Below are 26,009 nucleotides of genomic sequence, written 5' to 3' on the forward strand. Positions count from 1 at the left end.
GACGCTAGAGCTTGTAGCCGAACTTCCGCAACAGCGCCTTGCGCTCGGCCACATCGGCATCGGTCTCGATCCCCAGCGGCGAGGCGCCATCGATCACGCCCACCACGCCGCGTCCGGCATCGGTCTGGGCGATGATCACCTCGGTCGGGTTGGCCGTTGCGCAGAAGATGCGGCACACCTCCGGCACTGCCCGCACCGCGGCCAGCACGTTGACCGGAAAGAACCCGTCGCCGAGGAAGATCACGAAGGTATGCCCGGCGCCGATGGCGCGGGCATTCTCGCAGGCCAGGTCGATCAGGTCTTCATCTGTGCCCGACCAGCGCACCAGGCGCTTGCCCGAGGCCTCGCAGAACGCCAGTCCGAAGAGGATGCCTGGCACCGTGCCGACCAGCGCCTCGTGCAGGTCTTCCACAGTCTTGATGAAATGCGAATGGCCGAAGATGAAGTTGGTGGCTTCCGGCTTGGTGACCGGTACGACCGTCAGTTCCATGGCTGGCTCCAGAATGGCGGCGCGGCTTGCCGCCATCCGGTTCATGGTAGGGCGCGGGGTGGTGAATGCAAGCGGGCAGGGATCCTCGCATGGCACGCGTACCTGCTATACCGGATGGACTGGCCCGTCACGGAGACGCCGATGCCGCTTCTTCGCCTCTTCCTCGCATGGCTTGCCATGGCGCCGTGCGTGGCCGCCGCCCAGGTCGTTCCGGCATCACAGGGCGAAATCGCCGTCAGTGAGCTGAAACGCCCCAATGTCGTCGTCGTGCTGCGGCATGCGAGTGCGCCGGGGGGCGGCGATCCGCCGGGCTTCAAGCTGGACGACTGTTCGACCCAGCGCAACCTGGACGCGAACGGCCGGCAGCAGGCGGCGAGGCTCGGTAGCAGCTGGAAGGCGGCGGGCTTCCGGCCGACGCGGGTCTACAGCAGCGCCTGGTGCCGCTGCCAGGACACCGCCCGCCTGATCGACCTGGGTCCGGTGCGGGTCCAGCCATTGCTCAATTCATTTTTTGGCGCGGATGCGCAGCGCCGGGAAGCGCAGACCGCGCAGCTTTCGCGCTTTATCGACGGGCTCGATCCGCGCGGCGGGCCTTACCTGCTGGTCACGCACCAGGTGGTGATCACCGCATTGACCGGCCATGGCGCCGACAGCGGCGGTGGGGCAGCAATCGAATTGCAGCCGAACGGTGCGGCCCGGCGCACGCGCGTGCTGCCGGCCGCCGGGCTGGACTGAACGCTCAGGCCCGCCTGAGCAGCGGTGCCAGATACTTGCCCGTAAAGCTCGCCTTGCTCCTGGCCACATCCTCCGGCGTGCCGCGCGCGATCACCTGGCCGCCGCCGGCGCCGCCTTCCGGCCCCATGTCGATCAGCCAGTCCGCGGTCTTGATGACATCGAGGTTGTGTTCGATGATGACCACGGTATTGCCCTGGTCGCGCAGCTTGTGGATGACCTTGAGCAGCAGCTCGATATCGTGGAAGTGCAGCCCGGTGGTGGGCTCGTCCAGGATGTAGAGCGTGCGCCCCGTATCGCGCTTGGACAGCTCCAGCGACAGCTTGACGCGCTGCGCCTCGCCGCCCGACAGCGTGGTCGCCGACTGGCCCAGGCGGATATAGCCCAGGCCCACGTCCAGCAGCGTCTGCAGCTTGCGCCGCACCACCGGCACCGCGCTGAAGAACTCGTGCGCCTGCTCGACGGTCAGGTCCAGCACCTCGGAGATGTTCTTGCCCTTGTACAGGACTTCCAGCGTCTCGCGGTTGTAGCGCTTGCCGTGGCAGACATCGCACGGCACATAGACGTCGGGCAGGAAATGCATCTCGACCTTGAGCACGCCGTCGCCCTGGCAGGACTCGCAGCGCCCGCCCTTGACGTTGAACGAGAAGCGGCCCGGATCGTAGCCGCGTTCCTTGGCCGAGGGCACACCGGCGAACAGTTCGCGGATGGGCGTGAACAGGCCCGTATAGGTGGCCGGATTGGAACGCGGCGTGCGCCCAATCGGGCTCTGGTCGACGTTGATGACCTTGTCGAAATGCTCGAGCCCCTCGATGCGGTCGTGCGGCGCCGGCTCCGGCGTCGAGCCGTACAGGTGGCGCGCCACCGCATGGTAGAGCGTGTCGTTGATCAGCGTCGACTTGCCCGAGCCGGACACGCCGGTGATGCAGGTCAGCAGGCCCACCGGCACCTCGGCGGTGACGTTGCGCAGGTTGTTGCCGCTGGCGTTGACGATGCGCAGCAGGCGCTCATCGTCGGGTGCGGCGCGTTCCTTCGGCACCTCGATGCGGCGCTGGCCGGACAGGTACTGCCCGGTCAGCGATGCCGGCGAATCCTCGATCTGCCGCGGTGTGCCCTCGGCCACGATCATGCCGCCGTGCACGCCGGCGCCCGGGCCGATGTCGACCACGTAGTCGCAGGCGCGGATCATGTCCTCGTCGTGCTCGACCACCAGCACCGAGTTGCCGATGTCGCGCAGGTGCTTGAGCGTGCCGATCAGGCGGTCGTTGTCGCGCTGGTGCAGGCCGATCGAGGGCTCGTCCAGCACATACATCACGCCGGTCAGGCCCGAGCCGATCTGCGACGCCAGCCGGATGCGCTGGGCCTCGCCGCCTGACAACGTATCGGCGCTGCGCTCCAGTGACAGGTAGTCCAGCCCGACGTTGTTCAGGAAGTTCAGCCGCGCCGAGATCTCCTTGATGATCTTGTCGCCGATCTCGCGCTTGGCGCCATGCATGTCCAGCGTCAGGAAGTAGGTCAGCGCGTCGCGCAGCGGCCAGCCGTTGATCTCGAAGATCGCGCGTGCCTGCTCGCCTTCGCCCAGCTTGACGTGGCGCGCCTCGGTGCGCAGCCGGGTGCCTTGGCAGGCGGGGCAGGGCTGGTTGTTCTGGTACTTGGCCAGTTCCTCGCGCACGGCGACCGAATCGGTCTCGCGGTAGCGGCGCTCCAGGTTGGGGATGATCCCTTCGAACACATGCTCGCGCACGGTGGTGCGGCCGCGTTCGTTGATATAGGTGAACGGGATCTGCTGCTCGCCCGAGCCGTGCAGCACCGACTGCTGCACGTTTTCCGGCAGCTCCTCGAACGGGGTCTCGGTGTCGAAGTCGTAGTACGCTGCCAGGCCTTGCAGCATCTGGAAGTAGAACTGATTGCGGCGGTCCCAGCCCTTGATCGCGCCCGAGGCCAGCGACAGGTTGGGGAAAGCCACCACGCGCTTGGGATCGAAGAAGGTGATCTGGCCCAGCCCGTCGCAGCTAGGGCAGGCGCCCATCGGGTTGTTGAACGAGAACAGCCGCGGCTCCAGCTCCTGCAGCGAATACGAGCAGATCGGGCAGGCAAACTTGGAGCTGAACATATGCTCCTTGCCGCTGTCGAGTTCCAGCGCAAGCGCGCGGCCATCGGCCAGGCGCAACGCGGTCTCGAACGACTCGGCCAGGCGCTGCTTGATGTCGGCGCGCACCTTGACGCGGTCCACCACCACCTCAATGGTGTGCTTCTCGGTCTTCTTCAGTTTCGGCAGCGCATCGACCTCATAGACCTTGGCCTCGGCCTCGTGCGCGGTGCCGCCGCCCGAGCGGATGCGAAAGCGCACGAAGCCCTGCGCCTGCATGCTGTCGAACAGGTCCGAGTGCTCGCCCTTGCGGTCGGCCACCACCGGCGCCAGGATCATCAGCTTGGTGTCGTCCGGCAGGGCCAGCGCGGCGTCCACCATCTGCGACACGCTCTGCGCCTGCAGCGGCAGGTTGTGGTCGGGGCAGTAGGGCGTGCCGGCGCGGGCGTACAGCAGGCGCAGGTAGTCGTGGATCTCGGTGACGGTGCCGACCGTGGAACGCGGGTTGTGGCTGGTGGCCTTCTGCTCGATCGAGATCGCCGGCGACAGGCCTTCGATCAGGTCCACGTCCGGCTTTTCCATCAGCTGCAGGAACTGGCGGGCATAGGCGGACAGCGACTCCACGTAGCGGCGCTGGCCCTCGGCATAGAGCGTGTCGAAGGCAAGCGAGGACTTGCCCGAGCCCGACAGGCCGGTGATCACGATCAGCCGGTTGCGCGGCAGGTCGAGATTGATGTTCTTCAGGTTGTGGGTACGCGCCCCACGGATCTTGATTTCTTCCATATGCCGAAAAGTCGTCGCCAGACAGGCCGCCCTGCCGGGGTTGGCAAGGCTGTCTGAAGGAATCGCAAAACCCAGAAACAAGTACCGTATTTGGCACTTCCGACCGCTGGCGACGGCCGGAATGCGCGCCCGGGCACACGCCCGGGGGCCAACTGGCATGGCCAGGTGACCCGGGAAGCGCGAAGGAGCAAACCTGTTAATATACCCAACTTCGGTTTCCGGGGTGGCCCGCGCCATGCAGGCGCCCGGCGAAGCCGCCGCCGGCCCCGGGTTCCGGGCGGCAACTTCCCCCCCGCGATCCCGATCGAAACTGCCGTTGCGATGCAACGGCAGCCAGCCTGACAGATTCCACGATCCCACGATCGCAATGCCGTCGATCCAGTCTTCTTCCCCGGGTGCGGGTGCCGCTGACGCATCCCAGGCCCCCGCCCGCGAACGCATGACCCGCGCCGAGCTGCGCGCCGCTGTGTCGCTGGCCAGCATCTTCGCGCTGCGCATGCTGGGCCTGTTCCTGATCCTGCCCGTCTTTGCCGAATACGCGCACAGCCTGCCCGACGGGCACGACGCCCAGCGCGTGGGCCTGGCCATGGGCATCTATGGCCTGATGCAGGCATTCCTGCACATCCCGCTGGGCTGGCTGTCCGACCGCATCGGGCGCAAGCCGGTGATGGTGGCCGGGCTGCTGCTGTTCATCGCCGGCGGGCTGGTGGCCGCCTTCTCCGACACGCTCAGCGGCATCATCGCCGGCCGCGCGCTGCAGGGCACGGGCGCGATCTCCGCGGCCATCACCGCCTGCATCGCCGACCTGACGCGCGAACGCCATCGCACCAAGGCGATGGCGATGGTGGGCGGCAGCATCGGCCTGACCTTCGCGTTGTCGCTGGTGATCGCCTCGCCGCTGCTGCACAGCATCGGCATGTCCGGCATCTTCGGGCTGATGTCGGTGCTGGGGCTGGTGGCCATCGGCGTGACGCTGTTCCTGGTGCCGACCCCGCCGCCGCCGCATCCGGTGCGCCTGCCGTTCCGCAAGGTGCTGCTCAACCCCGACCTGGCGCGCCTGAACGTCGGCGTGCTGGCGCTGCACGCTTCCCAGGTGGCCATGTTCATGGTGGTGCCCGCCATGCTGGCCGATGCCGGCATGCCGCTGGACCAGCACTGGAAGGTCTACCTGCCGGTGGTGCTGGTGTCCTTCGTGCTGATGCTGGGCCCGATGATGGCGGCCGAGCGCTACGGCCGCGTGCGCCCGGTGCTGCTGGGCGCGGTCGCGCTGATGACCGCGGTGCAGCTGCTGTTTGCCGCCGTGCACGGGCTGTGGGCCATCGTCGGCGTGCTGCTGCTCTTCTTTGTCGCGTTCAACGTGCTGGAGGCGATGCAGCCTTCGCTGGTGTCGCGCTACGCCGCGGCCGCGCGCGGGGCGGCGCTGGGCGTCTACAACACCACGCAGGCGCTGGGCCTGTTCCTGGGCGGCGCGGCCGGTGGCTGGCTGCTCAAGCACGAGGGGCGCAGCGCCGTGTTCGTCGGTTGCGCGGTGGTGCTGTTGCTCTGGCTTATAATCGCCTGGAGCATGAAGGCGCCGCCGGCGCGCGGGCAGGAAGCTGCACCGGCAACGCCGGCCTGATCCGCATCACATCGTAAAGAATCCGGCCTGGAAAAGGCCTAGCATGATCGCGCCACCCGACGTCTGGCCGGGGGCGCGATGTTCGTTTACGTCACCGCAGTATCGCGTCACACTACATCCGCTTTACCGTCATCGTATTGCCACGCTTTTCAACACAGCGCGTGGCTTTTGGAGAACATTCACATGGCATCGGTCAACAAAGTCATTCTCGTCGGCAACCTCGGCGCAGACCCGGAAACCCGCTACCTGCCCAGCGGCGACGCCGTGACCAATATCCGCCTGGCGACCACCGATCGCTACAAGGACAAGCAGAGCGGCGAGATGAAGGAGGCCACCGAATGGCACCGCGTCTCGTTCTTCGGCAAGATCGCCGAAATCGCCGGCCAGTACCTGCGCAAGGGATCGTCGGTCTATATCGAAGGCCGCATCCGCACCCGCAAGTGGCAGGACCAGTCGGGCCAGGACAAGTACTCCACTGAAATCGTTGCCGACCAGATGCAGATGCTCGGCTCGCGCCAGGGTGGCGGCGGCGGTGGCGGTGACGAAGGCGGCTACGGTGGTGGCGGCGCAGGTGGCGGCGGTGGCTACAGCCGCGAAGCGTCGGGCGGCGGCTACGGCGGTGGCCGCGGTGGTCAGGCGGGCGGCCAGGGTGGCGGCCAGGGTGGCGGCCAGGGTGGCGGCCAGGGCGGTGGCGCTGCGCGCCGGCCGCAGCAGCCGGCCTCGAATGGTTTCGAGGATATGGACGACGATATCCCGTTCTAGGTCCTACCTTACGACCTTTTGTAAAGTTTCACCTTGGAGCCCGCTTAATTGCGGGCTTTTTCATTCCGGGCGTGTGTAGTTTTGCCTGGCATGGTTGTTGGTTTCTTTCCACGATGGGGCAATGACATGTTTTGCGTAGGGCGGTGGTAGCAACCACAAGATCTGATTGGGTCTGTTGGTCTGTTGGTCTGTTGGTCTGTTACGTCGAATCCGTCCGTTTGGAATAAGTCCCTTGAACTGCGATTGTGTTCGCCAATTGTTGCTGAGCGGCAGTGACATTCCGCTTGTTGATCATGGTGAACGACGTTCCTTTAAAAATTCCGTTTGCGTTGGCATGAGATTGTGGAATTTTCTTCCGAACGGGTTAGATTAACTAACGTTGACGTTCTGTTTGTTATTTGTCACCGTATCGCCACGTCTCATTTTTGATGGAGCAGTGGCGCGTGCCAACTCTGGATCAAACCACTTCCATAAGTCGGCCATTCCGTATCCGTGTCGCCAAGTTTGCTGATGGTGAACGAGTGCCGGTGTTGCTGGACGGACATGGCATACCTGTTTACCTGCCTACGCTCTATGTCACCACTCAGGTACGCAATGCAAGCAAGGCGCCTAACACCATCCTCGCTGTGCTCGCCGCTTTGCGAATGCTTCTCCGCTGGGCCGACGACCGAGGGATCAGCCTAGAGGAGCGCTTCAAGGCGAAGGCGTTCCTGAACGATACGGAGATTGAATCTCTTCGTGCGTTCGCACAGACGAAGAGCGCTATTCACGGACACGCTCGCCCAAAGGTCATCGCGTTGCCGCGCCGGACGGAAGGCACGCGCCTATCCCGGACAGCCAGTTCACCGGCGCGCATCAGCACGAACACGCACTATATTCGTCTGAGCTATATCGCCCAATATGTGAATTGGCTCGGCAACTATATTCTGGATCGCTCTCGCGCAGACGAGGCCAATCGAAAGCCGCTAGCGCGAATGGTGACTCGCATCGAGATGAGCCGGCCACGCATGCGTCGCGGCAGCAATTTCGGCGCCCGTCGGTCTTTGGACACCTTGGCGCAACAGCGACTAGCGGAACTGGTACACCCATCATTCTCCGGCAACCCATTCGCTCCGGCGTTACGCACACGCAATGCATTGATCATCGGTTTGCTGAGCGAACTGGGTGTGCGAGCCGGCGAACTGCTCGCGCTCAAGATACAAGACTTTGATCTGCAGGCTAACGAAGTCATCATCGCTCGTCGCCACGACGACCCGCAGGATCCCCGACCAAACCAGCCTGTTGCAAAGACATTGGACCGAAGGCTTCCCGTTTCTCCGGAACTGTCGAAAGCGGTCTACGAGTATGTGTTGCACGATCGTGGCAAGTTGCCGCGCGCAAAGCGCCACGATTTTTTGATCGTGACACAGCAGCGCGGACCGCATGAAGGGTTGCCGATGTCGATCAAAGGGCTGGAGAAAATCTTTGCATTGTTGAGAAGTGCCGAGCCGAAGTTGGCCGCGTTGACGCCTCACGTATTGCGCCACACGTGGAACGAGCGATTTTCCGCGCGGATGGACGCCAGCAATACTTCAGTGGCGGACGAAGAAAAGATGCGCTCCTATTGGATGGGGTGGCGAGAAGCTTCGGGCAGCGCGGCAACTTATTTGCGCCGACGCACGGAACAGCTGGCCAAGCAGGCTTCTTTGCAACTCCAGGCGCTGAGGGCTAGTGGAAAGGATCGCCATGAACCGTAACGTTGCTGTGGAGGACAGGGCTGAGCGCGTCATTTCCAAAGGGGGGGCGGAGTTCTCGCCGCTCGACGATCGCTGGCGCTTGTCACGGGACGTAAACCTTTCGCTTTGTTGGATAGACGAACAGACGGACGAGCCTGTTCGGACCAGCATGCGTAAGGTGTTGGCGCACTATGCGGTAACTGCTTCTGCGGCGCATACGAACAATCTGGCTTGGCGCATGGCGGGATTCGTGCGCTTTATCAACCGTGCATCGCATGGGAAGGTTCGTCAGATCCGCACGCAGGACTTGATCTCCTATCGGGGCACACTCGACCGAGCACACGAATGGTACATGGCTGCCATCTCCGGACTATTGAAAACGTGGTGCAGGTTGAGCTATCCAGGCATAGGGCATGGCGTTCCAGACCTACTGAGTGAATGGCGACTCCGAGGAAACCTCAAAGGCGAAGCAGTTTCTCTGAGTTGCCCCATTCAGGGAGCGCTATCTGATCTTGAGTACGAAGGGTTGATAGCCGGCCTGGATCGAAGTCATGAATCCGGCTTCATATGCCTGCCCGAGTATGTATTTGCAAGGCTAATGATCGCGACTGGCAGACGTCCGTCGCAAGTTGGCGATCTGAAGATGTGCGACTTTGTTTTCGTGACTACTCCGAATGGAGAGCGAGAGTACGTGCTGAAAGTACCCAGACGAAAGCAGCGCGGTGCGGATTGGCGCAGCGAATTTAAACCCTGTGCATTGACCGCAGACATCGGTGAGGCGTTACATCAGCTGTTATGCGAGCATCGCGCATTGTTGGTTCAAAGGATTCCTGCGTTTCGTCAGTGTCCTGACTTGTTCGAGCTCATGCCAATGTTTCCGAAATGGAGCGATATCGAAGGCATCAGGCGCGAGTCGGTAGAGACACTTCGATCGATACTGCAGTCGGAAGCATTGCACATGGAAACGCATGCCATGCGGAAATGCTTGGAAGAAATCGTCGGCACGCTCGCAATTCAATCAGAAAGAACCGGTGCGCCATTGCGCATTTTCCCGATTCGCCTGCGTCGCACATTAGGCACTCGGGCGGCCAGGGAAGGCTACGGCGAGCTGGTAATTGCCGAGCTGTTGGATCATTCTGACACGCAGAATGTCAAGGTCTATGTGGAAAACGTCCCAGAGCACGTGGAGGCTATCAATGCCGCTGTGGCCATGCAACTCGCCCCAATGGCGCAAGCGTTCGCGGGCATCCTGGTTGATCGCGAGAGTGAAGCGGTGCGCGGTGACGACCGGTCTAGTCGTGTGAGAACAAATGATGGGAATGGCGTGGGGACGTGTGGCCATTACGGATTCTGCGGTGCGCTCGCCCCGATCGCGTGTTACACGTGCCAACACTTCCAACCGTGGCTGGATGGCCCGCACCGCAGCGTGCTGGCGTGGCTTGAGGCGGATCGAGCGCGGGTTAATCAACTCACAGGCGACAACACGATAGCTTCTGTCACGGATCGCACCATGCTAGCCGTCGCCCAAGTCATACGGCTGTGCGACGGACGGAAGGCCAGCATGAGCGTAGGAAGCGGTCGATGACGATAGCTCACTTCTCTCCCCGTAGTCGAACCTCGGTCAAACGGAATCTGAAGGATTTCATTCATTACTGCCGGAATGAGCTCACGATACTAGGCGCTGACCTAGACTGGGATAGCCATATGTGGCCAGCGGCAGGCGTGACGTTTGGTAACGTCGATCAACGCACGCGCAAGTTGGATGATCGACTGGTACTGACATCCCCCTTTCTAGACTTCGCGAAAGCCTACTGCAGATACCACGAGGGGCTCCAACCCAAGTCAGCCGTACGTAAGCTTCTCGCGCTCAGGTGTCTGGAGCGCGCCTTGCTCGACGGCAAAGGTGGGTCTGATTTGACGTGGGCCGACATGGCGGCCTTTGATCGTGCTGCGGTCATTGCCCGCGAATATTACTCGCCGAGTTGCGCCTACAGGGTTGGGCGGGAACTCCAGTTGCTCGCTTTCTTCGTAACGTCGAAGCGGTGTGTGCACCAGCCCATAGAATGGAGGAACCCTATTTCCCGGCCGAATAGCTCGATCCGAACCGGCGCGAAAGCAAAGGCGCTACGGGATCGTCGGCTACCCGAAAGGGAAGCGCTCGATGCAATCGCTGCCATATTTGCATCGAATCCTACGCACGCCCGCGATATCTTCACTTCCAGTGTGGCCGCGATGTTGCTCTGCGCACCATGTCGTATTTCCGAGTTATTGGCGCTGCGCGCCGATTGTGAGGTATGGGAAGAGAAGAGGGATGGCACTCGCGCATATGGATGGCGATTTCAGCCCGGGAAAGGCGGGCTGCCAGGGATCAAGTGGATCCCATCGTCAATGGAGAGCATTGCGGGCGAGGCGATTGCCAGAATAAGGCGCGCGACAGAGGAGGCGCGTCGCCTAGCCGCATGGTTGGAGGACAACCCCAATCGGTTCTTCAGACATGAGAGTTCGCCCGACATACGCGAAAGCCAGCCGCTAGGGAGCCAAGAGGTACTTGAGGCGCTAGGCCTTGGCCAGTTGCCCGCCGGACGCAGATTCTTGATTAGTTTGGGCTTGTCGAGTGCTGAACGTGTTCATACGCTTCGCGATTTGAATCGATGGGCGCACGAACGATTACCGAAGAGTTTCCCCTTTCGCGATGCCAGCCGGGGCGTAAAGTGCCGAGATGCTCTGTTCATTTTTCGCAGAGGGCAGTTGCGAACGGATTGCAAATGCCCCAGTGCTCTTGAACTGGCGTGGCCGAACGTTAACGTGTTCAACAACGACATGGGAGACCGCCCGCAAGTTCAGAGTCCCTCAATCTTTGAGCGTCATGGCTACCAAACGTCGGAGGCCTCGGCTCATAAGATCACATCGCATCAATTTCGTCACTACCTGAACACCTTGGCGCAACGTGGTGGATTGGGCCAAGCGGAGTTGGCGCGATGGTCCGGGCGCATCGATGTGCGGCAGAATCGCGCCTATGATCACATGTCGGAGTTTGAGCTTGTCGAGATGCTCCGGTCTCATGACAGCAATCTCAGGCTAGATCGCCCCTTCCAGGAGATATCGGAACGGCTTGCGGAAAAATTGCCGATGACGCGACAGGAGTTCAACTCGCTTGCCATACCGACCGCTCACGTCACGGAGTTCGGCTTCTGTATCCATGACTACGTGATGTCACCGTGCCAGCGCTTCCGCGACTGTCTGAACTGCACAGAGCAGGTATGCATCAAAGGGGATAGCCGGGTGGATCGGTTGCGTCAACGCTACCAACAAGTGTCCGAACTGGTAGAGCGTGCCGAAGGGGAAATCGCGCAAGGCTCGGCTGGGGCGGATCGATGGTACGAGATCCACGCCAAGACCAAGGCGCGATTGGCCGAACTGATATCCATCCTAGAAGATCGCGCAATCCCCGATGGAACCATCATCCGATTGCGAGATGACGGCGACTTTAGTCCGTTGCGGCGCACGCTGCGTGGCCGATCAGAAGTGTTGGAGTCAACTATGGCGCCGAGTCTATTCTTGAAGAAGAACTGAGATGGGGCGACACCTGAGGGATGGGGATATCCTCAAGCTCGTGGAGCTTTTGGACGGTTGGAAGGGGCCCCTCACATGGGCGGCTTTAAGTGATGCGAGCGTGCGCGTGATCGGTATGAGTCCGACACGGCAGACCTTGTCTCGGATTGCCCGCATACAAGCTGCATTCACATTGGCGAAGGCTCGGGTTAGATCCGGAGAGGGCGATGTTCCGGCTCTCCCGCACTCCACCAGGCTAGCGGCGGAACGCATTGCGCGGCTGGAAAATGAGAACGCTCGCCTGAAGCAAGAAAACGCGACATTGCTCGAGCAGTTCGTAGTGTGGCAGTACAACGCCTACGTCAAAGGCATGTCGCAAGCCGAGTTGAACCGGCCGTTACCTCGAATTGATCGAGCAGCGACGGTACCGCTGGAGACAAGGCGTCGCGTTGTGCAGAAACCGAAGAGGCAGCCGTAACGCTACCACCAATCAAAACGCCGGAAGAAGGTGGCAGGCTCGAGCCCGATCGCATGCAGCCAGTCCACAACCTCGACGATGTCGAGCCGCCGCTCCAGCAATTCGACCTTAGCGACATACGATTGCGGCTTTTGCAAAAGCTCTGCTAGTGAGCTTTGAGTCACTTTTCGTTCGAGTCGGGCCTTGCGAAGTTCGGCGACGACGACCGCGTACCGTTCGGAATGGATGGTCTTCATCTCGCGAATGCGACCATCGATCTCAAAAAATCCCAAAATAGGATAATTGAGGATAGAATGCGGGCCCTCGTTGAATACACAAACTCGTATGAGCTCACGTAGCGCACGCCGAACAGCGGTGGCCGAAGGCCGCAGATCCGTAAAGGCTGAACTGAAGGTCCAGACCGATCGAAAGAAGGTCGAAGTCGAAGTGTCGAAGTTCGGCTTACACGTTGTCGTAGAACAAGCAGATGTCGCGCAAGCAGTTTTTTTTGAGGACTTAGAAAGGCTGGAAATCTGCCTGAAGCAAGGTAGTAAGGTTTCCCTTCGTTGCACACTCGAGGGCGCGCAATGGCTGGCGGTCAAGCTCTTACCCGAGGAGCGCGATCACGACTTCCTTTTCCATGCAAGAGACGGTCAACGCTATTGCGCTTGGGACGATTTACGTTGATTTCGTGGCTTCGCATCTGGCTACGTCGCGTCTCTCGCAACCGCTTCGTGTTGGTTTACTGCTCAAGCCAATGATCCTATTTCTCGACTATGACGGGGTTTTGCACCCTGATCATGTCTACTTGATCAACGGCCGCCCGGTGCTGCGGGCAGATGGTGAACTGTTCATGTGGGCCCCCATCCTTGCCCGAATTCTGGCACCTTACCCCGATCTGAAGATTGTCCTTTCGACGTCATGGGTTCGCCTTCTAGGATTCAGTCGGGCCAAGAGCTATCTCCCCAAGGAGCTACGCGATCGCGTCATTGGGGGAACATGGCATTCAGCGATGGGGCGCAATAGTGAGGGCGCTCATCGCCTCGATAGCAACTGGTTCGTTGCGGCGTCGCGCTATCAGCAAATTGCGACGTACATTAGTCGTGCGGGGGCGCGGGTTGAGCACTGGCTCGCGGTGGACGACGACGGAGAAGGGTGGAGCCCACTCCTTGAGGCTCGTCTTATTCTCACAGATGGCGACCGAGGACTTTCTGATGTCGGTGCACAAGCCGCATTGCGGAGCAGGCTCACTAGGGCCGAATGAACTGGCGCGTTGCAAAAGCGGCCGCGTGGCACCGCAGAGAGTATTGCGTCCGAGCGAATCGGCGCCGTGCGTGGCGAAGGCGCATGCGCCGCCTAGTCCGGCAAAGAGAATACATCAAGAGCGCTATTGGCGATGGCCCGGACGATGTCATAGAGCTTTGGATCGTTGCCAAAGCTGGCTCTCAGTCTCGCAATACGGTATCAGCGCGTCGGAATGACTGGGAAAGCATGCGGCGAACCTCCAACGTCATCACGGCGCTCTAATTAGATGACCTTGGACAGGCAGGTGCGCCTGCCATAGCTTACGACACCGTCAACTGTAGACGCGTGAAGGCGCTCAAGCGGCGGGACGCGGCTGGCCCGCTCGCTGAGACCGGGCTGTCGGGCCGTTACAAGGCAACTTCCACCACTGCTCGCTCGGCAATTGCCCAGGCGCATAAATCAGAGACGCCAAGGCGAAAGTGAAGGCTCTACGCTTCACCGGCCTGCCTAGTGACGTTGTCGAGGTCGCAACCGACCCTGCGGAGTCATTCGACTACGCAGCGCCGAACGGCCGAGTCGGCCAATTGCTGCCGTTCGTCCCACGCTCAACTACGTCGGCTTTCCGCCCAACTACGGTCGTCTACAATTTTGACAATGAGGTGCGTCTGGACGACGCTTGCCAGCCAAGCCAAGCCTTTATCGAAGGCGTCTTGTGCGTGCCATAGCCTCCATCATCAGACGCGCGACGAGCTTGGCAGGCACATTGGCGTCAATGGTATGCAGGAATTGCAGAGAGTTCGCTGCTGCGATGGCGCAGATGCAACCTGTCCGATATCAACACCGGAGTACGCCACCAAGAGACGGTCAAGGTGTGGGACGCTTTGTCTTATGAGTCGTACCTGCTTGCGGCGCGGGCTGCGAGATCAAGGCGATCGTCGCCTCCAGCAGGGCCCGCACTCTGGCCGGCTTGAACCGCTTGGGTTCGATCGGTAGCATCATCATCCAGCCGTCGCCCATCGCGCAGAGTTGGTCTGCCAGCAGGTCGGCAGGGATGTCGCCACGGATTTCGCCGCGACTCTGTCCCTTCGAGAGCATCGAAGTCAGGGCCTCGCGATACTGCTTGTATCGCCGCTCATAGATGGCAGCGAACTCCGGCTTGTGCCGCGCGTAAGCCAGCAACTGAAACCCCGCCAGCCATACGTCCGGATCGTCCGTCTTCATCCCAAACCAGCGCTGGAAGCCAGTCGCGAGATCAATCCGATCCTGGGTCCCCCCAAGCACCCTGTTGGACTGGTCGAACAGATTTTCGGCAATCGCAGCGACCATTCCCTCCTTATTTTCGAAGTAATAGGTCATTGCGCCCGTCGTGCATCCCGCACGCTGCGCCACCTTGCGCAGTGAAGCGCCAGCCAGGCCTTCTTGCGCGATAACTGAGATAGCTGCCTTCAGCAACTCAGCCCGCTTCGCCTCGCGGTCCCCCACAGGTCGTCCACGTGCCCGGACGGCCGGTGCCACTTCACCGTCGTCGGCATGGCGGCGGGTGCTTCCAGAGAGGGTGCGATTGTTGGTCATACAATCAACGATAGCCAGACATTATCAAAACGAAGCCGCCTCGCTATCGCTGTCGGTATCGAAACAAATGCAAGGGCGGAGCCTGCGTTCAAGTGTAACATCCTGCATGCCGACCACTGGGATGGGCACCGGCTGATGTGCGGGGCCCGTCGAGAGCGTTCCGTTTCATCGGACGGATCTGGGGGAGTTCCTCCTGGGCGTGGCGGTGAAGGCCTCTGTGTAACACACAGTTCACAATACCGATTGTGCGGTGCTTCGACCTGAGCTATACGGTCATTTTCGGGATATTGGATAAGGCCATTGCATCCGTCGTCTCGCGGATGCTCATCCGCGAGAGCGCCAATCAGATGCTGAGTTGCACAGGCGTGTGCAGTCCGCCAGGAAGTGATTGCACCCCGGTGATGGCGTGGATGAAGCGCGCCGCCGTGCCAGGGTAAGGGTCCATTGGGCGAGTGATGTCCAGGACGATCTCCGTGCCATCGCCGCCGATGGCCTTAATCGTCAGAGCAGGTTTAAAGTCGGGAAACGAGCCGTTGGGTACGCCTTTCCATGCGATCCGTACTCTCTCCTTTCCGCCGTGCACGACCACGGCGGAGACGTCAAAGCCCACGCGGTCCCCTGGGCGAACCTGGATGCCGAGAACCTCAGTGGGGGCCTCGGCGATCACCAGTCCACCGCGCTCCTCCGATTGCGCACCGTTCAGGCCCAGCACCTCGGCAATCATCTCTGCCGATTCTCGAAGGATAAGACCGATCTTAGATGGGTGCCCGTCCGCTGATCCGGGCGGAGCCGGAGGCTGTCCTATGCCCAGTTCGTTGTTCAGTACCCCGTAACCCCATGATGTGATGTCCGAGAGGGATTCTCCGATGATGGAGACCGGGGCAGGCAGCGCGCTTGTCAGCACCGAGGGGACTACATCCAGCCACAGGCCCGGCAACATGCCCGTGCCGACAATCCGCGAACCTGTTTCCGCTGCGCGCTTCTGCAGGCGCGCAAAAAGTTCCGGCGCAAGCCGCAGGCGCGGGTGCACGAAGCAGGCATGTACCAGATCGACACCGAAATCGGCACACAGCTCCATGGTCTTGAAGAGGACATCGCCCGACAGGCCAGCGTAGAGCAACACATCAAACTGGCCGGAGCGCACCGCGCCTTCCAGGTCTGTCGTCGCCAAGATTCCGACAGGTTCACTACCCATCAGCGTCCCGATGTCCTGACCCGCCTGCTCATCAAAGAAGACGATCGCAGCGGTCAGGGTGTGCGTACTGGATGCCAGGGCGTTGAGGATCTGCCCGGCTGCCCGGCCGGAGCCATAAATGCCGACTCGTCGTGCTTTGGTGCTGGTCATGCGAATTTCCTTTCGATTTTCAAGTGTTCGCTGTTCTGTGGTCATGCTTCTTTCAAAGGCTGCACGAACAAACGAGTGCATGAAGTGGTCCGTGGCTCCGTTTCAGGGGACAGCCATCCCGGCGCATCAGACAACGCGTTTCCAGGAAAGCTGCGAGCGGCAAGACGGATTGAGGGACGGGAATTGCCACGCCCCGCAGGCCGCGGCATCTGGCCGTCAGTCGGCGCTGCAGCCAGCCACCGCAACGGCGCGAATCTCGACCAGGTACTCGGGGCGCGCCAGTTGGGTTACGCCAACGCCCGTCCACGAGGGATAGCGGTCGGGCAGGAATTCATCCTTGACCTTGGCGAACGCCTGCATATCGCTTCCTTGCATACTGAGATGGAAGGTCATGATATCGACGATGTCGGCCATGGTGGCGCCTGCCGCTTCGAGGACGGATTTCAGGTTCTCAAACGCCAGCCGGGCCTGCGCCTCCATGCCCTGGCCCACGGTGGCACTTGCCCGATCGATGCCGACCTGGCCGGACACCCAGATCATGTCGCCGACACGGGTTGCCGCCGAGAAGTGCAGGCGCTCATACGATGCCTGGGTCAGCGGTGGGTTGATCATTTGTCGTTTCATGGTGTGGTGCTCCTCGTACTGCCTGGTCAGGCGACTTGCTGAAAAATGGGCGAGCGGAACGGGTCCCCTTCGTTGAGCTTCGCCATTTCGTTGCTGAAGAGCGGGCCATTGCGCGCATAGCGCGGGTGCGACATCGGCAGGGTGCGAAACGTGGCGTTGTCGCCAAAGAAGCGCATCACCAGGGTGTGGCGGGTCGGACATTCAGCGTCGACGGCCGCGCCACCGTGTAGCGAGCGCGGATGAAGGAAAACGACATCGCCGGGGGTGATCTGCCAGGACATCACGTCCCAGGCCTTGGGGTCTGCCGCGAGTTCCTTGTCGATATGTGGCAGGCGTGGCAGGGAGCCATCGCCGTAGAGCGGATCCGTCGGATCGTCGGGGTTCCTGAAGCTGGCGCCGTCGTACTGGATGCCGAGGTGGGAGCCGCGAATGATCTCCAGCGAATTCTTCTTGGGGATGGGCTGGAAGGTAATCCAGGCGTTGCCCCAGTGGGGACCAGCCCAAGGCAGATTCGCGGTGTCCTGGTGCCACGGGCCACGCATACTCTTGCCGTTTTGCTTGGCGAATATCTCCTCGGCAAAGTACCAGACATGTTCCGAGCCCCACAGCTCCTGGAAGATCTGACCAAACGGCATTGCTGCGGCAAGGGAATCCAGCCTTTCCTTGGAGTAGGGGTTGGCGTTGTCGATATGGGTTTCCAGCGTGTCCCCGTTCTGTTGCCTAGAGAGGTGCGGGCCCGGGTTGGCCATGTTCCACTGGAACACCTCATAGCACTGTGCCAACTGTGCTTCGTTGAGGCAGTTCTTGATGAGGGTGGCGCCGTCGTTGCGGAACGCCTCTCGTTGGGACTGGGTGGTAAGCATCATGAGTCTCTCTTCTTGAGATGTGGTCCTGAGGTAGTGGAAATCGGTCTCCACGTTGAAATCATGAAGACTGCCTGCAGTCGGAAGCCGCCGATGGCCGGTTAGTGCACCGGCAAAAACGGGATCCGTGCCAACGGGCCTCGGAACGTTCCCGCGATGATTCATCCATCGCAACCTCCACGATCGCTCACCTTTGTTCTGGTGATAAAGAAAGAATAGTCGAATTTCATATTTTACACAACGATCGTTGTCTTAAGTCTAGGCAACAAGAAGCGAGACAGTGTGGTGATCAATGTCACATCCAAATCTTCGGAACGAGCAACGGGAGCAAACAGGCTCCTCGCAAAGGACAGTTCCTCGGTTCACGATAGGAATCGTCCGGCGAAGCCGGGCATCTGCACTTGTGGGTGGCCAACTGGCGAGGGCGGTGGATTCTGGCGTGACCCGTCACCTGTGTTGCGCAGAAGGCGGACGCCCTTGATTGGAAACCGCGACGGTAGCAAGACTTCATCTGCAGGGTCCGCTAGCTACCTCTCGAGCAGCGGACTCGGGCTAGGCAAAGCGAGGCAGCGCCTACCGCTTTATGAAAATCGGACTAGGCTCATGCTTAAAGGTTAGAACTTGTGGCGCATGCCAAGTGCCACCCCGGTGCGATTGCTGGCGCCACCGAAGGTACCAATCGGGCTATTCGGGTCTGTCAAAGAAGCTCCTCTGAGCCAGCTATGATCCGCTTCCACGTAGACATCGGTTCGCTTCGATAGACTGTACATGGCACTGAGATAGGCACTTTGGATAATGCCGGACGCGCCTCGCGATGCACCAGCTACGTTGTCTCTCATGTATGCACCATAAAAGCTCCACGCAGTTCCTTGAGGCCGATATTGAAAGCCGAGAACGCCGGCGCGGTCGTGCCGCAAAGAGGTCTGTGTATTCACACCGGCTACAGTATTGGCGTTGCTAATGAAGCTCGCATTAGCCAGCGGTGCGGTAGTGCCACTAGCGCCAGCGAGAAAGCCGGCGTCGCGACGAGAGTCAATGTAATAGCCCATCACAATAAAGGTGCCAAAGGCGTAGCGTGCGCCGGCTTCCCACAGCCTCAGATCTTTGCCATTAGCATCTGTCGACTGTTGCGCTGCCACGCCGAACATCAGATTTCCCGTCTCGTATGTGGTCGAAAATTGTGTGGTTCGACCTCGCGACGTGTTTCCAGTTTGTTCTCCGGGCGAGTACTGCGCGTTTACATTCAGGCCACCCCAAGTGTTGGAGTATTCAACAGTATTGTCGAACCGCACCCCGGGAAACCCATATTCCCATCCAATTTCAATAAAATTTGACGTGTAGAGTGGGTCAAAATTCCAAAGAAGAATTTGTGCGGACCCATACTGGCGTCCTAACTTAAGCGTGCCCCAGGTCTTATTCGACAGGCCGATCCAAGCTTGACGCCCGAACAATTGACCCTGCTGGCTAGACTTCCCTGTATCGAACATAAAACCACTTTCCAAAGCAAAAATCGCTTGGGAACCTGCCCCTAGATCTTCTGTACCACGAAGGCCCCATCGGCCTCCGTTATATGGGCCTTCTCCGAGCGCAACCTGGCTCTTTGGACCATTTGCGCTGGGCTGATTCGTGGTATAGCGAAGCGCGGCGTCCACAACGCCGTACAACGTAACGCCAGATTGCGCGTGGACACTGCCTGCCGCCATTGCTGCAGCCGCCACCAAGCCAAATTTAATCTTCACAGTTTTTCTCCTCCATCTTATGTCAATAATTATTTGTTATGAAATACATCTGAGAAATTGATCAATCCTTTCCCTTGCCCCTTTGACAAGCACTTTTCTGAAAGATCACGGCAATACAGTCGGCTGCGAGATGTTTAGAATAACAAGTGTAATGTTAAAGAAGGAATCAGTGTTTTCCCTGTTCCTCGGATGCGCTGCAACAGAGCCGCTGGCTAAGCGGTAGAAGTAGCGGCAGCAGGTCGCCCGCCGCTGCGGATCGGATGGCACCCGAGCGATATGCACACAGGGGGCGACGATGTGGTATTGGTGGCCGTCCTGCGAATCTGCGCCGGTGTGTCACTTAGCGGGGGCAGGTGCGCAAACTGCCTTCTGCGGGTGTATTGGCAAACTCACGCGTCGCCTCGTCGATGCGACAAGAGGGAGATGAGTTCGCCAGGCTACGGACGCCTTCGCATGCGACTTTTGAAGAGCTGCTCGTCGTGCGGGGCTCCGGAAGGTAGTTATGTGCCGCTTCCCTGGCTGTCAAATTCGCTCTGGCGTTCCAGCAATTGCCGCCACATGATCTTGCCGGAAGCGGTTTTTGGCAGACTTTCGACGAACTCGACGATGCGTGGACTCTTGTAGGTCGCCATGTGTTGGCTGGCCCAATCGATGATGTCCTGCTCGGACACGTGAGCGCGCTGGTCGGGCTTGAGTATGACGACGGCTTTGACTGTTTCGCCGCGCTTGGTGTCGCGCACGCCAATCACGCAGACTTCCTGGATTGCCGGGTGGTGGTACATCAGGTTTTCCACTTCGGCAGGCCAGACCTTGAAGCCAGACGCGTTGATCATGCGCTTGAGCCGATCCATCATGAAGAAGTATCCGTCTTCGTCGATGCGCGCAAGATCACCCGTACGCAGGAAACGCTTGCCGTCGAGATGAATGAAGGCCTCTGCCGTGGCCGCTTCGTTGCGCCAATAGCCCTGCATCACCTGCGGGGCGTGGATGACGATTTCGCCGGCTTCGCCTTGTGGCAGCACTTGCAGGGTCACTGGATCCACGATGCGCGCATCGACGTCGAACACCGGGATGCCGAGGCATTGGACCTTGGGGCGGTGCGTCGGATTGAGGTGGGTCGCGGCCATGGTTTCGGACAAGCCGTAGCCCTCAAGGTAGTCAAGGTCTAGCAGGTCCTTGAGCTTTTTGGCTACTGCCTCGGGCATGGCGGCGCCTCCGCCGCGGATACTGGCCAGGCGCGAGAGGTCGTAGTCGCCGAGGTGAGGGTTGGCGAGAAAGTCCACCACCATCGTGCTGATGGCCAGCCAGCCTGTGATGCCATGGCGCTGCATCAGTTCTGCCGCGGTGTCCCTGTCCCAACGCGACATGATGACGATGGTGGCGCCCAGGTAGAGCGGGCCGTTCATGCAGGTCGCCATGCCGGTGACGTGAAAGAAGGGCAGCACGGAGAGAATGACAGCGTCCTGATTGCGCCCCGTCCACTGCATGGGGCCGACGGCCGTGCACTGTGCGCTGCGGTGGGTGTGCATGCAGCCCTTCGGACGGCCGGTGGTGCCCGATGTGTATGGCATGACGCACAGATCGTCGGGCCCGCTTGTGTGAGGCCCGGGCTTGTGGGCGGCGGCCAGTGCGTCGGCCCAGGCGTGCAGCCCGCTGCCTTGCACTGGCTGACGCGCCGCGCAGACGAAATCGGGGAGGTGAAGGTCGGTCGGGATGTGCAGGTAGTCGCCGTAAGTGGCCACCACGAGGTGATCGAGCGCGTCGCCGCGGCTCGTGCCCGAGGGACGATGCAGCGGTTGCAGTCGGGACAGCAGGTCCTGAGCCACAATGGCCACGCTCGCTCCACTGTCGCTGACGTAGTGCGCGAGTTCCTCAGTCAGGTTCATGGGGTTGACCGGCACCACCACCGCGTTGGCGCGGAGGATCGCGTAATAGGCGATCACCCATTGTGGGCTGTTCTGCAGGTACAGCAGTACCCGGTCCCCCGCCTGCACGCCGCATACCTGCTGCAGGTAACCGGCCAGGTGTTCGGCCTGATCGTGGAACTCGGAGAATGTCAGCGGTGAGTCGTAGTAGAGAATGAACGGCTTGTCTGGGAACCGACGTGCGGAGACTTCAGCGTTGAACCAAAGACTGGTCTCGGGCAAGGTCAGGTGCCGCGGAAGGCCGGACGGCCAGTGTGCAGCGTGCAGCGCGGGCATGGCAGAGTTATGGGGTTTCATGTGTTGGGGCGTGTCGTGCCAGTCTCTGTCACGGCGTCTCTGTGCAGATGGTCTGGCAACACGTTTGCCGGCTGTCCCTTCAGATGGCCGAAGCGCCGCCATCGACGGCAATGTATTGCCCTGTGATGTGGCGAGAGGCGTCGCTGGCCAGGAACACGACCGCGCCCATCAGATCTTCGTCGCCGCCAAGGCGTTGCAGGGGCGTGCGCGCGATAACGGCCTCACTGATACGGTCCAGCAGCCCGGCAGTCATCTTCGACGGGAAGAAGCCAGGGCAGATCGCATTGACGTTGATGCCGTAGCGTCCCCATTCGCTGGCCAGTGCACGGGTGAAGTTGATGGCAGCGGCCTTGGAAGTGTTGTAGGCGATGGTGTGCACACCCGGGCCCATGCCCTTGAGCCCGGCCACGGATGCGATAGTGATGATCTTGCCACGTCGGCGCGGGATCATGCAGCGCCGGCCCACCTCGCGCGAGAGCACGAACGGTGCATTGATGTTGAGGTTCATCACCTTGTGCCAGGCCTCGTCGGGATAGTCTTCCGCGGGCGCGCCCCAGGTGGCGCCGGCGTTATTGATCAGTATGTCGATGGGACCCAGGCCATCCACCGCTCCGTCGACTAACGAAGGAATCTGGTCCGTCTGCTGCAGGTCACTGACGATGGTCTGCACCGTGACGCCACGGGCTTCGAGATGCGCCTTCGCCTCGGCCAGTTCATCCGCCTTGCGCGCGCTGATGGCGACCTTGCAGCCCATTTCGCCGAGGGCCTCTGCCATTTGCAGGCCCAGGCCGCGCGAGCCCCCGGTGATCAGGGCCACTTGCCCGTCCAGTTGGAACAATTGTTTGACGCTCATAGTCTTGGCCTTCAGCAAATTTCGAACAGGCCGGCCGCACCCTGGCCGCCGCCAATGCACATCGTCACCACGGCATACCTGGCACCGCGGCGCTTTCCTTCGATCAGCGCGTGGCCGGTCAGCCGCGCGCCACTGACGCCGTAAGGGTGGCCCACGGCAATGGCGCCGCCATTCACGTTCAGGCGTTCTTCAGGGATGCCAAGCCGGTCCCGGCAGTACAGCACCTGGCAGGCGAAGGCTTCGTTGAGTTCCCACAGGTCGATGTCCTCGACTTTCAGGCCGGCGCGCTTCAGCAGGCGGGGCACGGCAAAGACCGGGCCTATCCCCATCTCGTCCGGCTCGCAGCCGGCGACAGCAAAGCCGCGAAATATGCCAAGCGGCTGCAATCCCAGTTGTTCGGCGCGCTTGCCGTTCATCACCACGCAGGCCGACGCCCCGTCGGAAAACTGGCTGGCGTTGCCGGCCGTGACCACGCCACCGGGCAGGGCGGGTCGGATCTTGCGTACCGCCTCGAGCGTGGTGTCGTGGCGGATGCCTTCATCGGCATTGATGGTCACTTCCTTCGTGGTAACGTGCCCCGTGGCCTTGTCCAGCACGCCCATGGTGGTGGTCATGGGCACGATTTCATCCTTGAACTTGCCCGCGGCCTGTGCCGAGGCGGCACGCTGCTGGCTGCGCGCGCCGTATTCGTCCTGCGCCAGCCTGCTTATGTTGTAGCGCTGAGCCACGGTCTCGGCGGTCTGCAGCATGCTCCAGTACAACTCGGGCTTGTGCTCCACGATCCAGGGGTCCCGGCGCATGTGCGTGTTGGACTCGTTTTGCACGCAGGAGATGCTTTCCACCCCGCCAGCCACGATGGCGGTGCAGCCTTCGGTCTGGATGCGTTGGGCAGCCATCGCAATGGTCTGCAGGCCGGACGAACAGAAGCGATTCACGCTTACGCCGCCCACGGTGACCGGCAGACCGGCGCGCAGCGCGATGGCACGGGCGATGTTGCCGCCGGTAGTGCCTTCGCCGAAGGTGCCGCCCATGATGCAGTCCTCGATTTCGGCCGGATCGATGCCGGACCGGCCGACAGCGTGCTGCACGGCATGGCCGCCCAGCGTGGCGCCATAGGTCATATTGAATGCGCCCTTCCAGCTCTTGGCCAGACCGGTGCGTGCGGTGGAAACAATTACGGCGTCAATCATTTGCTTTCCTCATTGAGTGCGGGTGCGTCAGGCGAAGTTGCGGCCTTCCTGCGCGAGCTTGACCAACAGGGGGGCAGGCTGCCACCAGTCAAACGATCCGGGTCTGGCGGCGAAACCCTGCAGCGTGCGCACCACATTGGGCAGCCCCATCTCGTTCGCCATGCACATCGGGCCGCCGTGGCGAGCCGGAAATCCGTAGCCGTTGAGGTAGACCAGGTCCACGTCGGAGGCGCGCACGGCAATGCCTTCTTCCAGGATGCGCGCAGCCTCGTTGACCAATGCAAGGACGCAGCGCTGCACCACTTCCTCGTCGCTGATCATGCGCGGGGTCACGCCCTTGGTGGTGCGGAACTCCGCCAGCAATTGCTCGACGGCCGGATCCGGCAGCGCGTCGCGCGCGCCGGGCTCGTACCGGTACCAGCCCGCGCTCGTCTTCTGGCCGAAGCGGCCCATTTCGCACAGCTTGTCGGCCACAGTGGGGTCGCAGGGGACACCGGCTTCCGCGGCTTTGCGCTTGCGCGTGGCCCAGCCGATGTCCAGGCCCGCCAGGTCGCCCATGCGGAAGGGCCCCATGGCAAAGCCGAATCGTTCCAGTGCCTTGTCGATCTGCTGTGGTGAAGCGCCAGCGACAATGAGTTCATTAGCTGCAGCACCGTAGCGGGCAACCATCCGGTTGCCGATGAAGCCGTCGCACACACCCGAAACCACCGGGATCTTGCGAATCCGCTTGCCCAGTGCAACGGCGGTGGCCATCACGTCGTCGGCGGTCTCTTTGCCGCGCACGATTTCAAGCAGTCGCATGACGTTGGCCGGGCTGAAGAAGTGCAGGCCCAGAACGTCTTGCGGGCGCCGGGTGAAGCCGGCAATCCTGTTGATATCCAGATAGGAGGTGTTGGATGCAAGGATGGCACCGGGCTTGCACACCGCGTCAAGCTGACGGAAGACCTTTTCCTTGACGTCCATCTGTTCGAATACCGCCTCGACCACCAGGTCCACGTCCTTGAGGTCTGCGTAGTCCAACGTGGGCGTGATCAGAGCTACGCGCTGCTCGACCTGTTCAGCGGTTAGTTTGCCGCGTCTGGCGCTGTTGTCGTAGTTGCGGCGGATCGTGGCAAGCCCGCGGTCCAAGGCTTCCTGGCTGGTCTCCAGCAAGACAACCGGCAGCCCGATGTTCAGGAAGTTCATCGCGATGCCACCGCCCATGGTGCCAGCCCCGATGACACCGATCGTGCGGATCGGTCGCAGCGGGGTGTCGGCCGGGACATCGGGCAGCTTGCCAGCGGCGCGCTCGGCCGCAACGACGTAGCGCGCAGCGCGCGACTCGGGTGTGTTGACCAGAGCGAGGAAGGCGGCACGTTCGCGCCTGAGGCCCTCGTCGAACGATTGCGTGACGCTGTCGGCAACCGCTTCCATGCAGGCCAGCGGCGCGGGCAGGCCCTTGGCGCTGGCCTTGATGCTGGTACGTGCGAACTGGAGGAAGGCATCGGTGCCGACGGCCTGCATTCTCACGTCGCGCAGGCGGGGCCACGGACGTGTCTGCGCGGCAACTTGCCGGGCGAACCCGACGGCGGCCGATACGACGTCGGTGTCCACCAGTGCATCGATCAGTGCAGTGCCCTCAAAGGCTGCAGCCTTCTGCGGCGTGCCCGAGACAATCATGTTGAGCGCATGCTCAAGACCGATGGCGCGCGGCAGCCTCTGGGTGCCTCCGGCACCAGGCAGCAGTCCGAGCTTGACTTCAGGCAGGCCCAGGATGGCGTCTTTCCTTGCTACACGGAAGTGGCAGCCCATGGCCAGCTCCAGGCCTCCGCCGAGCGCGTGGCCGGCGATCGCGGCTACCACCGGCTTGGTGGCATTCTCAAGCGCGCGGATCACGTCTGGCAGGTCAGGCGACTGTGACGACTTGGGGGTGCCGAACTCTCGGATGTCGGCGCCGCCAGAGAACAGCGATTCGCCACCGGTGAGCACGACGGCGTGGATTGCGGGGTCGGCCAGTGCGCGGTCCAGGCCGGCCACGATGCCGCTGCGCAGCACGTATCCCAGGCCATTCACCGGCGGGTTGTTCATGGTGAGCACGGCCACGGGGCCGCACACGTCGTAGCGCACAAAGTCCATTCAGAAAAATCCTTTGGTACCAGCTTTTGATGAAAGAGATCCA

20 protein-coding genes are annotated in these 26,009 nt (G+C 61.4%); 8 read left to right on the top strand and 12 right to left on the bottom strand.

Annotated elements, in window-relative coordinates:
* Positions 1 to 4: 4 nt before the first annotated feature.
* Positions 5 to 490 (bottom strand): adenosine-specific kinase, encoded by a 486-nt coding sequence (locus tag AC3WLF_RS07890; RefSeq protein WP_010814398.1) that lies wholly within the window; start codon positions 488 to 490, stop codon positions 5 to 7.
* Between the two features lie 141 nt (positions 491 to 631).
* On the opposite strand from AC3WLF_RS07890, the gene AC3WLF_RS07895 reads away from it, so the two are divergent.
* On the top strand, positions 632 to 1,225 hold the full coding sequence (locus AC3WLF_RS07895) for a histidine phosphatase family protein (RefSeq protein WP_492355861.1): 594 nt from the start codon (positions 632 to 634) through the stop codon (positions 1,223 to 1,225).
* 4 nt (positions 1,226 to 1,229) lie between these two features.
* On the opposite strand, the gene uvrA is transcribed toward AC3WLF_RS07895, so the two are convergent.
* Positions 1,230 to 4,094 (bottom strand): excinuclease ABC subunit UvrA, encoded by a 2,865-nt coding sequence (gene uvrA, locus AC3WLF_RS07900; protein ID WP_492355860.1) that lies wholly within the window; start codon positions 4,092 to 4,094, stop codon positions 1,230 to 1,232.
* A gap of 367 nt (positions 4,095 to 4,461) precedes the next feature.
* Between uvrA and AC3WLF_RS07905 the strand changes: the two genes are divergently transcribed.
* The 5 genes from AC3WLF_RS07905 to AC3WLF_RS07925 all read left to right on the top strand — a co-directional run bounded on the left by AC3WLF_RS07905 (position 4,462) and on the right by AC3WLF_RS07925 (position 11,762).
* A complete protein-coding gene (locus tag AC3WLF_RS07905; RefSeq protein ID WP_492358018.1) occupies positions 4,462 to 5,712 on the top strand; it encodes an MFS transporter in 1,251 nt (416 codons plus the stop codon).
* A gap of 183 nt (positions 5,713 to 5,895) precedes the next feature.
* Positions 5,896 to 6,474, top strand: a complete 579-nt coding sequence (locus AC3WLF_RS07910; RefSeq protein ID WP_492358019.1) for a single-stranded DNA-binding protein — start codon at positions 5,896 to 5,898, stop codon at positions 6,472 to 6,474.
* 443 nt (positions 6,475 to 6,917) lie between these two features.
* The gene (locus AC3WLF_RS07915) at positions 6,918 to 8,210 is read left to right on the top strand and encodes a site-specific integrase (RefSeq protein ID WP_492358020.1); all 1,293 of its coding nucleotides are present in this window, start codon (positions 6,918 to 6,920) and stop codon (positions 8,208 to 8,210) included.
* Entirely contained in the window at positions 8,200 to 9,774 is a 1,575-nt protein-coding gene (locus AC3WLF_RS07920; RefSeq protein WP_492358021.1) for a site-specific integrase, read from the top strand. Before AC3WLF_RS07915 ends, AC3WLF_RS07920 begins: the two co-directional genes overlap by 11 nt.
* A gap of 302 nt (positions 9,775 to 10,076) precedes the next feature.
* On the top strand, positions 10,077 to 11,762 hold the full coding sequence (locus tag AC3WLF_RS07925; protein ID WP_492358022.1) for an integrase: 1,686 nt from the start codon (positions 10,077 to 10,079) through the stop codon (positions 11,760 to 11,762).
* A gap of 459 nt (positions 11,763 to 12,221) precedes the next feature.
* Here AC3WLF_RS07925 and AC3WLF_RS07930 read toward each other — a convergent pair whose 3' ends face one another.
* Entirely contained in the window at positions 12,222 to 12,455 is a 234-nt protein-coding gene (locus tag AC3WLF_RS07930) for a helix-turn-helix domain-containing protein (RefSeq protein ID WP_492358023.1), read from the bottom strand.
* Between the two features lie 88 nt (positions 12,456 to 12,543).
* Here AC3WLF_RS07930 and AC3WLF_RS07935 point away from each other — a divergent pair, with 88 nt between their 5' ends.
* Together AC3WLF_RS07935 and AC3WLF_RS07940 are read left to right on the top strand one after the other, a co-directional pair.
* Positions 12,544 to 12,885, top strand: a complete 342-nt coding sequence (locus AC3WLF_RS07935; protein WP_492358024.1) for a hypothetical protein — start codon at positions 12,544 to 12,546, stop codon at positions 12,883 to 12,885.
* Positions 12,839 to 13,462, top strand: coding sequence for an HAD domain-containing protein (locus AC3WLF_RS07940; protein WP_492358025.1), 624 nt, complete (start codon positions 12,839 to 12,841; stop codon positions 13,460 to 13,462). The genes AC3WLF_RS07935 and AC3WLF_RS07940 overlap by 47 nt, the downstream gene beginning before the upstream one ends.
* An 845-nt stretch (positions 13,463 to 14,307) precedes the next feature.
* On the opposite strand, the gene AC3WLF_RS07945 is transcribed toward AC3WLF_RS07940, so the two are convergent.
* From AC3WLF_RS07945 to AC3WLF_RS07985, 9 genes are all read right to left on the bottom strand, one after another.
* Positions 14,308 to 15,015, bottom strand: coding sequence for a TetR/AcrR family transcriptional regulator (locus tag AC3WLF_RS07945; RefSeq protein WP_492358026.1), 708 nt, complete (start codon positions 15,013 to 15,015; stop codon positions 14,308 to 14,310).
* A 343-nt stretch (positions 15,016 to 15,358) separates the two neighbouring features.
* Positions 15,359 to 16,360, bottom strand: a complete 1,002-nt coding sequence (locus tag AC3WLF_RS07950) for a hypothetical protein (protein WP_492358027.1) — start codon at positions 16,358 to 16,360, stop codon at positions 15,359 to 15,361.
* 216 nt (positions 16,361 to 16,576) lie between these two features.
* Positions 16,577 to 16,972, bottom strand: a complete 396-nt coding sequence (locus tag AC3WLF_RS07955) for a RidA family protein (RefSeq protein WP_492358028.1) — start codon at positions 16,970 to 16,972, stop codon at positions 16,577 to 16,579.
* 38 nt (positions 16,973 to 17,010) lie between these two features.
* Positions 17,011 to 17,847: a phytanoyl-CoA dioxygenase family protein gene (locus tag AC3WLF_RS07960; RefSeq protein WP_492358096.1), complete on the bottom strand. Its 837-nt coding sequence runs from the start codon at positions 17,845 to 17,847 to the stop codon at positions 17,011 to 17,013.
* A 614-nt stretch (positions 17,848 to 18,461) separates the two neighbouring features.
* On the bottom strand, positions 18,462 to 19,586 hold the full coding sequence (locus tag AC3WLF_RS07965) for a porin (protein ID WP_492358029.1): 1,125 nt from the start codon (positions 19,584 to 19,586) through the stop codon (positions 18,462 to 18,464).
* Positions 19,587 to 20,086: 500 nt separating this feature from the next.
* Positions 20,087 to 21,787: a long-chain fatty acid--CoA ligase gene (locus AC3WLF_RS07970; RefSeq protein ID WP_492358097.1), complete on the bottom strand. Its 1,701-nt coding sequence runs from the start codon at positions 21,785 to 21,787 to the stop codon at positions 20,087 to 20,089.
* A 100-nt stretch (positions 21,788 to 21,887) separates the two neighbouring features.
* A complete protein-coding gene (locus AC3WLF_RS07975; protein ID WP_492358030.1) occupies positions 21,888 to 22,661 on the bottom strand; it encodes an SDR family oxidoreductase in 774 nt (257 codons plus the stop codon).
* 11 nt (positions 22,662 to 22,672) lie between these two features.
* Positions 22,673 to 23,851 carry an acetyl-CoA C-acyltransferase gene (locus tag AC3WLF_RS07980; protein WP_492358031.1) on the bottom strand — a complete coding sequence of 393 codons (1,179 nt, stop codon included), beginning with the start codon at positions 23,849 to 23,851 and terminating at the stop codon, positions 22,673 to 22,675.
* A 27-nt stretch (positions 23,852 to 23,878) separates the two neighbouring features.
* Positions 23,879 to 25,966, bottom strand: a complete 2,088-nt coding sequence (locus AC3WLF_RS07985; RefSeq protein ID WP_492358032.1) for a 3-hydroxyacyl-CoA dehydrogenase NAD-binding domain-containing protein — start codon at positions 25,964 to 25,966, stop codon at positions 23,879 to 23,881.
* Between the last annotated feature and the right edge of the window lie 43 nt (positions 25,967 to 26,009).

Source organism: Cupriavidus sp. FW306-01-F10A, assembly GCF_058782785.1.